This window comes from Halomonas sp. McH1-25 (assembly GCF_022348165.1).
Lineage (GTDB): Bacteria > Pseudomonadota > Gammaproteobacteria > Pseudomonadales > Halomonadaceae > Modicisalibacter.
The window spans coordinates 702,071-713,912 of record NZ_JAKRFI010000001.1 but is presented as its reverse complement, the minus strand read 5'-3'; the positions used below and the strand labels follow the sequence as shown (position 1 = coordinate 713,912).

Here is an 11,842-nt window from a genome sequence, read left to right as displayed (position 1 = left end):
CCACCTCACGAATTCCGCAGTTGGATGGAGTAGATCGCGCCGGCAGTGTTGCTGACGTTAACCACCTCGTAAGCCACTCCTTCGCTGGTAATGACGTCACCGGTCTGCGGGGCCACTTGATTACCGGATTGATCGACCACCTCCGTCACCAACGCGGTCAACCGTGTATCGGTGATGCGGATCTTGTCACCGTCCGTCTCGTGCGCCTCGTATGAGCCGAAGCTGCCCCGGCCAGTAACGACGACAGTCGTCCCGCCCGTAGGCACGCCTGTTACCGGGTCAACGGATCCGCCGGATGAACGCGAGAACGAGAACGAATGCACCGCATCGGCCAGCTTGCCGTCGAAGGCCTTGGGGAGCTTGGCGTTGATCTTGTCTCTGATGTAGCCCATGTCTAGAGCCTCTTAAGCAGCGTCACTGAGCCGTAGGGGTTAAGCCACGGCTTCAGGAGGTCGAGCACGTACAAAAGCGCCCCCTGCACGGCCCTAGAGCCGTCCTGATACTCGGTTTCGACGGACACGGTGTCGGCTTCAACCGATTCCCGCTTCACATCGCCATCGGAGTCGGCGTACAGCGTGCCATTGGCGGCCATCTGGGCTAGCTCGGCGCCGGCCTCGATGATAGGCGTGGGCACGGTATCGAACTCGCGGCCCGACAGCTTGGCTGTCAGCCAGGCATTGGCTTGCCGAACGGCGCGATCCTTTGCTGCTGGCTCGGCCCAATCACTGCCGAGCTGGGTATCTACGTCCGTGACAGTGATGTACTGGGCCATGAATTACTCCACTGGCTCGTAAGTGGCTTCAAAGATGTCAGGCTTGCATGGATATAGCTCACCCTTCACGCCGCGAATGATGTAGTCGCCTTCATTGCAGCGATGATCACCTTCCAACGTCTTGATGGTGGCGTACACCTCACCACGCGCAAACTTGCCGAGACCGTGGGTAATAACCACATTCTCCGAGATTGCATCGCCCAGCCATCGCGGCTCGGTAACATCCATGCCCTGCACGAACCTGACGGCTTCAATCACTACAGGCTTCTTGCGATAGCGCATGGGTTATTCCTCGTTCAGCTCGTCCAGCTTCTCGCGCAGCGTGTCGGCCTTCATGCGACCAGCCTTTTTGCCGGTACGCTCTTCGTATTCAGCCGCCAGGGCGTCGCGCTCGTCGTCTGAGGCGTTTTCTTCCTCATCCTGAGCCTTGGCCTGGCTTTGGGGGTCTTTCGCTGAGACGGGCACGTTGAGCGCCTCGTAGGCTTCGACAATGCGCGGGTAATCGCCTTCTACCACGACGCTATCGACGCCACGCTCAGGCCGGTCGAAGTAATCCGGATTGCGATAGCGCTTGCCTGCCTCGAAGCCGCTCGCCCGGGTCGAGTAGATCAGTTCCATTGGAATCTCCAAGAACTAGGGCGCCCCGAAGGACGCCCACTGCTATCAGGTAGTTGCAGCCGGAGTGGTATCGATCAGCACGCCAGCGGTGTTCTTGTCGCTAGTGGCGTACTTGGTCCAGTTCGCCCCGGTGCCGATGGCAGCCAGCGTCGGGTTGGCGCCGCCAACCGTGTCATCCCAGCTGTAGCCGAGCAGCTCGAGGTTGAACGTGCCTTCCGCACGGAAGCCCATGGCCAGGTTCTCCTGGTCATTGATCGGGTAGGAGCGGAAGCCCGGAGCCTGAGACTCAGTGACGGTCACTGCGCCTTGCTGCAGGCCGAACACAGAGTTGGCCGGGGTCTCGTCGGTGACAAGGACGGGGCGTCCCATGGTGCCCGGCTGGCCACCGTAGATGACGGTACCAGCTTCCTCGTAGATCTTCTCGGCAATCGCGTTATCCACGATGTCGAAGTACGAGGCGGAATCCATCAGCCACATGCTGACGCGGTTGAAGCGATCGCCGAAACGACGCAGCGCCTTGGTCAGCAGGATCTTGCCATCAGTGGAGAACTCGCCGGCCACGGACATATTGGCGTTCGCAGCGATGGCGGCCTTGAGGGCGGCAGTGGCGAAGGACAGACGGCCCTGCATGACAGCATCGGCGTAGTCCTGCCCGACCAGCATGGAAAACTCTTCCGGAGAGCGAGCGCGACGCTTGAACGCTTCCTCGGTAGTCTCGTAGGGGCCGTACTTGAAGGGGATCTTCACGCCGACCATCTCGCCGTTGCTGATTTTCTTGCCGGTGACGGCAGAAGTCGCATTCACGTCGCGATGCTCGATGGCGCCACCGATCTTGTAGAAAGCGCGACGACGGAAGTCACCTTCGATCAGTTCGGAGTCGAGAACGATTGCGCCTTGAGAGGCCGCATTGAAGACCTGGAAGACCTCCTGGATGCGCTCCAGATAGGCGGTCTGTGCCAGATCGTTGTAGATGATCATGTCTGAGTTGACGGTAGTCGCCATGTGTCAGTGTCCTTAGCTTGGTAGATCGAGATAGGCTTTCTGGCCGTGCTTCTGGATGTAGGCGTACTTATCCTCGGCAGACATGGCTGAGCGCTTCACAGAGCCTCGCGTGCCATTGCTGCCGGGGGCGCCACCACCCTTGGCAACCGGGAACCAGTGAGGGGCTGAATCACGCATGGATTCGAGCCACGATTTCAGGGTCAGAGGCTTGCCGTTGGCGTCGAAGCCAGCTTCCTCCTTCGCGACAACATTGCCTTCGTCGTCAACTTGGAACATGGTCTGCGCGTGCAGATAGGCGTCCCTCGCGGCGGTATCGATCAAGCCAACCTCGGAGGCGGCTGCTCGCACTTCGTCGCTTAGAACGCGCCCACGGAACTTGTCAGCAAACGTCTTGGCCGTCTCGGCCTCCTGCTGTAGCTGCGTCAGTTGCCGCTCATGCTCAGCACGCATTCGCTCAGTGCGCTGGTTGATCACTTCATCCATCTTGCCTTCAGCGATCAGCTTGGATTCCTCGTCTTGCTCTAGGCGGGAGAGCATTTCGCGAGTCTTGTCGGGGTCGATGCCGTCATAGCGCTTCTGCATCTCGCGAAGCTGACGGTCTCGTTCCCTCTTCTCGCTGCGCTCCTTATCCAGTGCAGACTTGAGGCCGGTCGGGTCTTCGTAGCCATCGAGGTCTAGCCGGAATTTCCCATCCTCGGCTTCGACATACTGGTCACGGACGCCTTCGGGAATGCTGTCGAGCGAATCGACTTCGAATTGCAATGCCATGGATCAAACCTCTCGTTTGATTCGCCCATCTCGGGCTAGGTGAATGCCCAGCGGCGTCACGCCAAAGGACAGATACGAAAAAGCCGCCTCAATGGGCGGCCATAAAAAAGCCCCGCTCGAAAGCAGGGCTTGGGGTGTTTAGGGGAGTTACTTTCTCAGCATCTCGGGGTGTCGATCACCCAGATACTGCTTGCCGTCTTTGGCGAAGCAATAGACCTCTGAGACTTCACGCAGCAGCGGGGCAGGGGTATCGGTGCTAGCAGCCAACCAAGAGCGCTCAGCGGCTCGCAGACGACGATTGGCAAACTGCTTGTCTCGCTTCTCGCCCATCTTGTGGCCACGGCAGGTCATGCCGGCTATCGGCGTCTTGCGAAAGCTCTTGCCCATCACTTCCACCCCTCGATGCGTCGCATCAGCTCGTAGCTCATCGTCCAGCCGAGCTTCTCGTTGACCAGATCGGCAGGCGTAGCGATACCGGCCTGTCGCCGGAGCCAGGCACGCCACCACATCTGAAACCAGTTGTCGGCTATCAGGTTCTCGTCCATTAGGCGAGCATACCATCATGCTTCGCTGAATAGCTGCTCGAAGGTTTCACGGTCTCGAGCGGCCAGCTCTTCCAGCGTGTATTCCCTATTCTGTGGATCGGTGAAGCGGTCCAGCGTGTAATCGCCCTTGGAGTAGAGTGCATACCGCTTATCGCCAAGCCATTCGCGCTGGTACTTGGCTGGCTGACGCGAGAACCAGTCGTTAAATGTCGTACTAGCGGATACTTGGCCAACTTCCAGCCCCGCTTCCTTGCGCTGTTTCTCGGTCATGTTACCGATAGAACGGTACTTGGCATCGCCATCCCGCCCTTTGACCTTCATTGCCCGCACATACGGCCTTTTGCCCATGACCTCACCGTCGAATGACGGCGCGATGCTGCATCGACAGTTCGGATGCAGCGCGGGGCGCGGATGCGGATCGTCGATCTTAAAACGCTTGCCGTCCAAGGGGGCGCAGCGCTTGCAGGTACGCAACTCCAAACTTGCCACCCACACCAGCTCCCTGACATCGAGAGCGCGATAGGTTTCCTCGTAGGCGGTCGTGCTGATGTGTTGCCGCCCTGTTCTGACTACGCGCTCGGCTTCGGTGCGGGTCGTCTGGAGAATGCCGTTCTTGAAGTTCAGCGCCTTGGTGCCGCGCAGGGCGCGCACGATCTCGGCATTCGTTTCGCCGTTAGCTACACCTTCGCGGATGCGGTTGTAGACGCGCTTCTTGGTGCCTGCCGCCACCTCGGCCAGCATGTCTTCAACGAACTGACCCAGCAGTGGCTCCTGCATCGCCTTGGCGTAGGCTTGCTGGGCGGTGATGGAGACCGTTGCCGACTCAACCAAGACCTGACTCATCAGGTCTTCGGTGTACCGCACCTCCTCCCCGGCAAGCTCCTTACCATCGGCAGTGAAGCGGTCGCGTATCTGCGAGTCGAGTTCGTCTGCCCACTGTTCAATGAACTTGACCACACCTTGGACACGAGTCGGCAGGCGCTCAATTTTGGCACCCACCCGGTAACGCTGTAGGGCAGCCCGCTCACCCTGAGTTAGGTTGTCGAGACGGTCCAGCAACTCGGAGGCCAGCGCCTTGCCGCTCTCGTCGATGATTTCCTTGATACGGTTGGCAGTGGCCGTCGAGGCGCGATGCAGGTAGGACGTGTGCTGAGCGATGGCGGCGATCACCAGTCGCTGCGCTTCGTCTCTATCCTGCTTCGTGTCTGCCATTATGCTATCTCTCCATTAGACGGCTGACCGTGCCTGCTCGTATAGCCGTCTTGGCCATCTAGCCACCTTTGTCTTGCTGCTATTGCGTCATCGATGTTTTTAAATGCACCAAGATACTTATTGCAGCCATAAACTTGCCACCTATCTCGCCGCTTATCATAAGAAACGCCAACAACGCCAGACTTATTCCTGCTACTCATCGCCATGTTTTTACTGTTAAGAGACCTGTCGACGAGCCTTAAGTTTTCCCATCTATTGTTTGATCTGTCCCCGTCAAGATGGTCAACCTCAACTTCCGGAGAGCATTTACCGGCTACTATTGCAACTGCAACTCTATGGACCCTATAAATAACCCCATCCATTGCAAACTGCCGGTAACCCTCAACATGAAAAGTGCCAACCTCTTGACCACCAAACCGACTTACCCATCTACGGTATGCGCCTATCGGCTCGTCTCGCTTCTGCGGTCTATCGGAGCGCCACCTCATAATCCCAGTGGCTGGATCGTAAACAACATGGTCTTCAAACTGTCTGGCAGTAAGGGGGTTTGCTTTTCCCATCGAATCGTCTCCTATTCGATTGTCTCTTGAGGGTGTGCGGCAAGCGCGAGACTCACGCCTTTCGGTAGCGAACCTAGCCGCACAATTTAATTATAGCACTAAACCGCTAAGTCGCGGCGCGATTAGGCAAATCAAGAATGCTTCCGCCATCCTCAATAAGCAGCTCCATGTCTTCATCCGACATATCCGTAATGCCAGCTTTCCGGATGGCCTCAAACAATACTTGGCGCGGAGCATTATTTGCCATTACCACGTTGTGGATGATGTTCAACATCGCTGAGTCCACTTCCTCTTTGGAGAACTTCGGCTCAACTTTGAACTTAACTTCGCCTGGCGAGATGCCCATCCACTCGGCTACGTAGCGCAGGCTCTGCTCTATCGCCTCGGCAGCCGTTACGCACACCGAGTAAAGCGAAGAGTGTTGATCCGACTGACGGGCCTTGCGAGCCTCGCCGGATTCCTGGCCGCCGATGTCCAACACCTTCGCTCCGGCCTCAGCCGCTGCTTGGCGTTGATCGCTCATTGCCTTGCGCGTTGCCTCGATGCCTGCCCCGGTGAACTCCAGGTAATAAGCCTTGGCGTTCTCTTTCTCCAGCGTCCAAGCTGCCATCGGGCCTGTCACGCGAAGCTCTTCGTTAGCGGCAATGCCGCTGATGACTGGCTGCGGATGGGCCGTATAGTGCAACGATTGGTAGTAATCCGCGCTCAGGCGGTAATACATCAGCGCCGACTGCGCCATGGTAAGCAGCGGGATCTCGTCCACGTCCACGCTGTTGTCGGTCGAGCCGGCAAATACCAGGGGAATGAAGGTGAGCGGTGTGGACTGCGAACCGCCTACACGCCCCGGAAACTCTTCCTCCCCGATCAGCGAGCCGTCTTCACGCATCACGCGAACACGATAGCGGTCATCGACCAGATCGAGCACGCGATAGACGTCTTCATACTCCGGCTCGAATTCATCGCCGCCCTTGAGGCGCGGTTCCTTGAGTACGACTAGCGCCAGGTCTTGGCGTCCGCCCGCGTCGCTTGTGCGCCAGTTGGTGGCCGTCTCGGCGGTGTAGGTGGCAATGTAGGGATTGCCGGAATCATCGAACTCGACCAGTAGCGGCTTGCGTCCCTTGGTAAGCAGGGCAGAGACGACGCGCAGGAAGAGTTGCTGCAGCCCAAAGCCGTCAGCCGTCGCCTCGTGCTCGAGCGCCTTCATGCGCTCAGGCAGGGCGATCTCGGGCTCTTGACGGGATACTAGGCCGATCATTGTCCGTAGCGAGTCTTTGACCCACATGGGGTAATCGGCGCGGTCCTTGTAGGCCAGATAGAGCTTGCGGGCATCTTCCAGCGATACCGGGCTATTGTCAGTGCCGGCCAGCGATTCCGCCTCGATCATGCCGCTAGTCTTGGGCAGATAAGCCGTACCTGACGCCTTGATCGCCCGTGGCCCGACTAGCGCATCTTCCATCATGCGCCAGTCGTCGCTCATGGCGTCATATTGCTCATGTGTTGCAGTGACGCCCATTAAGCGAGTCCTCCAATACGTCTCATGCCAGCGCGTGGCGCCGGCTTTCTGTTTTTGGCAATGGCAAAGTAGCGGAACGCATCAGCGCCGTGTGACGACCAATCGTGCAGCGGCTTGTCTTTCCAGCAGCCTCGCTTGTCGTCCCACTCCTTGCGGTAGTTTTCCAGGCAGAGGATGCCTTGCTCGGCTTTCGACTGGTCGAAGGCGCACTTAGGCAGGATTTCACGCACCGCCTCAATGCCTTCATCCACGCCCAGCTTGGGAACGACATTGAACTGGATGGTGTAGCGCTGCCCATCGACCTCATAGCCCTCTTTCGCCAGCTCTCGGCGTGTCTTGCCGTCACCGCCGAACTCACGATTATCGATGTCATGTGGCGCCCAGTGTTCGGCATAGGTGTAGCCGCGATCCTTGAGCACCTTCATGTAGTGGCGCAGGCCTTCGCCGCTGTTCTCGTAGTAGTCCACGATGTGGAACTGCTCGCCGACCTGGCGCACGAACCAGATAGCCGTCGAGTCGCCCACACCCAAATCCCAATAGGTCGAGACAGGCTGATGCGAGTTGTCGGGGAGCTCGCCAATGCGCCGCTCGGCATAGAGCTTGGCGAATTGCTTGGCGTAGTACGCGCCCTCGACTGACTGCTGGAAGGCTTCGGCAGGGATCGACGGGTATTCCCGCTTCATGTCCTCGCCTAGCGTCTTCTCCTTAGCGTGATACCAAGCCTTCTGGCCCTCGGTGACCTCAATGCCATGCTTGGCCTTCAGCTCGGCAAAGTAGTCTTTGAGGCGTTGCGGCAGCTCACCCAATGGCTCGATGCTGTAGAGCGGGTTACGCCACCACGAGAAGAAGAAGAACTTCCAGTCCAGGGGGCCAAGTGGCGTGCCGGAAAGCATCTGCTTCTCGGCTTGCTGCGAATACTCGAAGAACGAGCCAGCGCGTCCCTCAGCGGTCGATTCGATGGTGACGAAGCATTCATCGGACACCGCCTCGAAAGCGCCTGTGACGATCTCCCTGGCCTTCTCGGGATACTTGGCACATATCTTCCCGAACTCGGAGACATGCAGGTAACGCAACGTGCCGCCACGAAACGAAGTGCTGATGTACAGCGATCCGCCCTTGGAGAACACCAGTTCGCCGACTGCGTCGTTGCTCGCTGGGTTCGCTTGGCGTATCTCGATAGGCAGGTGCTTGTAGGCATACTGGATCTTCTCGCGGAATAGGCGCTTGGCGTCGTTCAGGGTGTGAGCGATCAGGGCGCACTTGGCTGACTCGAACAGAGCGGCATCCAGCTGAATGATGCATTGTTCAGTGGTGAAGCCGAGCTGACGCGCCTTGAGAATCAGGTTCCGCGTGTGCATGCCGTCGTAATAGGCGACCTGCTCCGGCGTCATACGGAAGCGCACCTTCTTACCGCGTTTGTCGGTTATGAAGTAGAGGTTATTTAGCCGCCAGTGCTTATCCCTGAGCTTCGCTAGGTGCTCTCGGGTCAATGGCATGGCTTAGGCCTCGTTCGATAGCGCATCCATCAGCTCGGATAGAGCGTTGGTATCCTTGTCGCCTTCTGCGGCATCCAAGTTGTAGGCCTGACGCTCACCCTTGATGACCTTGAGCTGTGCATCGACACCAGCGTTCAGCGAGCGGGCGAACTTGTCGTGGTTGTCCTCTCCGATCTTCATGCCGGATAACGCCACGCAAAGCCTGCTGGCGATCATGCGCCACTCGGCCAGTTCTGTACGGTGGGCCAGGACAACGGATGCAGCCTCGGTCGATGCTTCCTCGATGATCTCGGCATCGGTTCGCGCATCTTCACGCGTGACACTAGTGCGTGACGCAGCGCGTGAAAGCTTCTCGTTGGTCGAGCTTTTGACTTGCTCCGTTAGATCACGCTGCCAGCCGTGCTTCTTGGCGCGACTGCGAATCGTGCCTTCTTTGGTGCCGTACTTATCGGCGATATTGCGGATAGACAATGAACCTGCCCGGTAGGCACGCTCAATGCTCTCCCAGTCAGGTTGAGTTGCCATATCAATTCCTCGTGAATCATCCCACTCCGCACTCAGCGAATGCGCACTGGGATGGGCCGGCGTGCGGCCTCATCCAACCCTGTCTCTGAGACAGGATTACGCCCAGTGCCTGACTGGGCAATGTAGGGCGTTATGCCACATCCAGAGCAAGCGTCATTTGCAACTGATCACGCCAATACTCAACGCGGGCCTCAAGCGGCGGTTTTGACCAACGATGGCTAGCCAACTCACGACCGGCCATGCTTCCGCGTTCATTCTGATCGTCGAGCGCCTGGCAGGCTTCTTCGTACCGCTGCCTGACACCAACCTCTCCGCGCAACAGGGCGTCGATTTGCATGTCTGCCCACACGCCGAAATCAACATCGATCCAGCGGGTGAACGCCACGCCGAGTTTGGGGTGAAGCCAGGTGCCACCACCGCGGCCTCGCTGGGTCCGAATCAAATCCCCCTTTTCGGGGGTATTTAAATGGCGAGCCAGAGCAGCTATGTACTCCTGCGTCTCGTCGGTTCTCAGCCAGCGATCTAGGCGTTTGCCGTAGCGCTTGGCGATCTCCGTCGCGTTGATCCACCCATCCGTATTGAAACGAACGGTTTGGCCTTGATAGGGGAACGGGACAACGTTTTGCATTGCTGTTACCTCGTAGAAATGAGCCTCGTTGCCCAGAACAACGGCCCCAGAGCTAGCCGTGGCTCTCCGAAGCTCATTTCTGCGAGACTCTGGTTTAAGCGCCGGGCATGGCGCACATGAAAAAGCCCCGCCGAATGGCAGGGCTTGAATAGGCACGCCACGACCTTTCTCGTGACGCTGGTACTGCGCTCACTGCCTCTCGGCACGCAGCCCTTTGCGGATCAGGATCACCTCCTGGCTACCGCTGAGTGTTCAGCCACTCGTCGTACTCCATAACCTCGCCAGCCATGCGCGGGAGGATGGAGAAGCCGAACAGGTTGAAGCTGCGCATGCGAATGATGGCGTCAGGCGCTTCGTCATGCTCATGGTCGAAGTCCGCCATACAGAAGGCCGGATAGCTGATACCGTCCTCACCCTCGTAGCAGGCCACGTCCTCAGTAATGAAGCGGGGCACCATAATATCCATCAGCCTGCGAATCATCGTGTTCTCCGTAATTCGTAAATCAGAGTCGAGCCTATCCACCAGGCCATGAGGGCGCGGGAGTAGAGCCAGGCTGCTACCAACCGCCCTTGCCGAACGAACTCACCGCCCAATGGAATGTCTTGGCGATCCATGGCTTGGCACCGTCTGCGAGCATGATGGAATGGAAGGCTTCGTCGGCGTGCTGCTTCGTGACCTGCCTGTACAGATGCGAGTAGCAGTAGTCATGGTATGCAGCGGCTCGCCATGCCGGCCCGTAGCTAGGAGGAAACAGCCACCACAACCACGAGGGGATGGAGCTGCCATCGAATATGTAGCCTTTCGGCACGATGCGCACCGTCCCGTTGATCGTCAGCACATAGGGCGACGCGATCATCCAGCGAGTAGCACGACCTGTCAGCCAAGGCGTCTTGGCCCCTTTGGGCGCACGCACCGTCACGAGGTCACTGTTGATCGTTACTCGCATCGCTCAGCACCTCGATCAGGTCAGTACACAGTCCGCTCGGCGGGTAGTCAGGGATCAGCGCTCGTGCAGACATCAGCAGGAGCTGGCGAGCGATCATGTCGCCCTCGACGCAGTAGTCGTGCTGTAGTGCGAGCAGTGAGCCCGTCGTGTCGCCGAACTGGTAATCAGCATCGATGGGCGTCTTGATCGAGGCGCAGCCTGCCAGCAGCAGGAGAGCCAGCAGGGCGATACGCTTCATGGCTTACCTCACTTACGCCAGCGGCCCACGAACACCTCATAGATGTCATCGGCCTTAATGCGAATCCAGTCGGTGCCCATGAATGACAGGAACACGCAGGGGGCAAAGCCGACCACGGGCGGCCAGCCTCTCGTTTCCGCTATCCACTGGAATGTCGGGTACAGAGCAATCGCGAATAGCGTGCAGACCACGGCACCCATGAACGCCTTCTTGAATGGGCCACCTGTTTGCATGCCGCGCGTCAGCGCCATGGCAAAGGTGAGGAAAGCGGCGAAGGCATGCGGCATATAGACCGCTATGGTGTCTAGTAGCCACTGCCAGTTGTTTGGATCTTTCTCTGGCATGGCGGATCTCGTCTGAAGGGGCATGTGCGCACCTCTTGAGGCGCTGCGTACCAAAGGGTTATGGCATCGAGGTCTTCCTTGCCTCTTCGTACCAGTGAAATGTCTGCTTATCCGGATGTGAGCCGAACAGTTGCGCCTCAGCCTCTCGGCGTCGCTCAAGTCCTGCGAGCTTCTGCCCGCCTGCGTAGATCCATCGCTTGAACTCGGCTTGCGCGCCGCTGTAATTGTGCGCATTCAGCTTGCGGAGCAGGGTAGAGCTGGATAGGTTGCCGTAGCCCAGGTTGAAGGCGAACGAGACGAGGGCGTCGAACTGGCACTGGTTGAGCGGCACTTTGACGAGCGCTTCAACCGTCTCCTCGGCTTCCTGTAGATCCCTACGTAGTAACCGCTCAGCCGCTTCCGGCGTAATGCAATCGCCTGGCTCGACATCGGTTGTGCTGCCGTACCCGATTGTCCAGACACCTGCGGAATCCTGATACGCACGCAGCCGGCATCCCTCGAACTCTTTGATGAGTTCGACGCCGCGGTCAGATGTGCGCATAGGCACCTCGGGAGAAAAAGCCGCGCTAGGGGAGAAGGCAGGCGGCAGAAACGAAAAAACCCCGACCGAAGTCGAGGCTTGAAATAGGCGCCGAGCGTCCCCGGCGATGCGTTGCTTGGTGCGCGTCATCCAG

19 protein-coding genes are annotated in these 11,842 nt (G+C 58.5%); all 19 read right to left on the bottom strand.

All coding sequences use genetic code 11. The features are described 5' to 3' along the window. Positions 1–5: 5 nt before the first annotated feature. Entirely contained in the window at positions 6–392 is a 387-nt protein-coding gene (locus MHM84_RS03720) for a hypothetical protein (RefSeq protein ID WP_239262561.1), read from the bottom strand. Positions 393–394: 2 nt separating this feature from the next. After that, on the bottom strand, positions 395–772 hold the full coding sequence (locus MHM84_RS03715; protein ID WP_239262559.1) for a DnaT-like ssDNA-binding protein: 378 nt from the start codon (positions 770–772) through the stop codon (positions 395–397). Between the two features lie 3 nt (positions 773–775). After that, on the bottom strand, positions 776–1,054 hold the full coding sequence (locus tag MHM84_RS03710; protein WP_239262557.1) for a PGDYG domain-containing protein: 279 nt from the start codon (positions 1,052–1,054) through the stop codon (positions 776–778). 3 nt (positions 1,055–1,057) lie between these two features. Further along, positions 1,058–1,390, bottom strand: coding sequence for a hypothetical protein (locus MHM84_RS03705; protein ID WP_239262555.1), 333 nt, complete (start codon positions 1,388–1,390; stop codon positions 1,058–1,060). A 45-nt stretch (positions 1,391–1,435) separates the two neighbouring features. Continuing rightward, positions 1,436–2,392 carry a major capsid protein gene (locus tag MHM84_RS03700; RefSeq protein WP_239262553.1) on the bottom strand — a complete coding sequence of 319 codons (957 nt, stop codon included), beginning with the start codon at positions 2,390–2,392 and terminating at the stop codon, positions 1,436–1,438. A 12-nt stretch (positions 2,393–2,404) separates the two neighbouring features. Further along, positions 2,405–3,160 carry a hypothetical protein gene (locus tag MHM84_RS03695; protein WP_239262551.1) on the bottom strand — a complete coding sequence of 252 codons (756 nt, stop codon included), beginning with the start codon at positions 3,158–3,160 and terminating at the stop codon, positions 2,405–2,407. A gap of 147 nt (positions 3,161–3,307) precedes the next feature. Beyond that, positions 3,308–3,547 carry a hypothetical protein gene (locus MHM84_RS03690; RefSeq protein WP_239262549.1) on the bottom strand — a complete coding sequence of 80 codons (240 nt, stop codon included), beginning with the start codon at positions 3,545–3,547 and terminating at the stop codon, positions 3,308–3,310. Further along, the gene (locus MHM84_RS03685) at positions 3,547–3,705 is read right to left on the bottom strand and encodes a hypothetical protein (protein ID WP_239262547.1); all 159 of its coding nucleotides are present in this window, start codon (positions 3,703–3,705) and stop codon (positions 3,547–3,549) included. The genes MHM84_RS03690 and MHM84_RS03685 overlap by 1 nt, the downstream gene beginning before the upstream one ends. Positions 3,706–3,720: 15 nt before the next feature. Beyond that, the gene (locus MHM84_RS03680) at positions 3,721–4,917 is read right to left on the bottom strand and encodes a minor capsid protein (RefSeq protein WP_239262545.1); all 1,197 of its coding nucleotides are present in this window, start codon (positions 4,915–4,917) and stop codon (positions 3,721–3,723) included. Beyond that, the gene (locus MHM84_RS03675) at positions 4,917–5,477 is read right to left on the bottom strand and encodes an HNH endonuclease signature motif containing protein (protein ID WP_239262543.1); all 561 of its coding nucleotides are present in this window, start codon (positions 5,475–5,477) and stop codon (positions 4,917–4,919) included. The genes MHM84_RS03680 and MHM84_RS03675 overlap by 1 nt, the downstream gene beginning before the upstream one ends. Positions 5,478–5,583: 106 nt before the next feature. Continuing rightward, entirely contained in the window at positions 5,584–6,990 is a 1,407-nt protein-coding gene (locus MHM84_RS03670; protein ID WP_239262540.1) for a DUF4055 domain-containing protein, read from the bottom strand. Further along, positions 6,990–8,486 (bottom strand): terminase, encoded by a 1,497-nt coding sequence (locus MHM84_RS03665; protein WP_239262537.1) that lies wholly within the window; start codon positions 8,484–8,486, stop codon positions 6,990–6,992. Before MHM84_RS03665 ends, MHM84_RS03670 begins: the two co-directional genes overlap by 1 nt. A gap of 3 nt (positions 8,487–8,489) precedes the next feature. Next, positions 8,490–9,011 carry a hypothetical protein gene (locus tag MHM84_RS03660; RefSeq protein ID WP_239262534.1) on the bottom strand — a complete coding sequence of 174 codons (522 nt, stop codon included), beginning with the start codon at positions 9,009–9,011 and terminating at the stop codon, positions 8,490–8,492. Between the two features lie 130 nt (positions 9,012–9,141). Beyond that, the gene (locus MHM84_RS03655) at positions 9,142–9,639 is read right to left on the bottom strand and encodes a KilA-N domain-containing protein (RefSeq protein ID WP_239262532.1); all 498 of its coding nucleotides are present in this window, start codon (positions 9,637–9,639) and stop codon (positions 9,142–9,144) included. A gap of 238 nt (positions 9,640–9,877) precedes the next feature. After that, positions 9,878–10,120 carry a hypothetical protein gene (locus MHM84_RS03650; RefSeq protein ID WP_239262529.1) on the bottom strand — a complete coding sequence of 81 codons (243 nt, stop codon included), beginning with the start codon at positions 10,118–10,120 and terminating at the stop codon, positions 9,878–9,880. A gap of 76 nt (positions 10,121–10,196) precedes the next feature. Then, complete coding sequence (locus MHM84_RS03645) at positions 10,197–10,586, bottom strand: DUF1353 domain-containing protein (RefSeq protein WP_239262527.1); 390 nt, start codon at positions 10,584–10,586, stop codon at positions 10,197–10,199. Next, entirely contained in the window at positions 10,564–10,824 is a 261-nt protein-coding gene (locus tag MHM84_RS03640) for a hypothetical protein (protein WP_239262525.1), read from the bottom strand. The genes MHM84_RS03645 and MHM84_RS03640 overlap by 23 nt, the downstream gene beginning before the upstream one ends. An 8-nt stretch (positions 10,825–10,832) precedes the next feature. Beyond that, entirely contained in the window at positions 10,833–11,192 is a 360-nt protein-coding gene (locus tag MHM84_RS03635; RefSeq protein WP_239262523.1) for a phage holin family protein, read from the bottom strand. Positions 11,193–11,226: 34 nt separating this feature from the next. Beyond that, positions 11,227–11,838, bottom strand: a complete 612-nt coding sequence (locus tag MHM84_RS03630; protein WP_239262521.1) for a lysozyme — start codon at positions 11,836–11,838, stop codon at positions 11,227–11,229. Positions 11,839–11,842 lie beyond the last annotated feature (4 nt).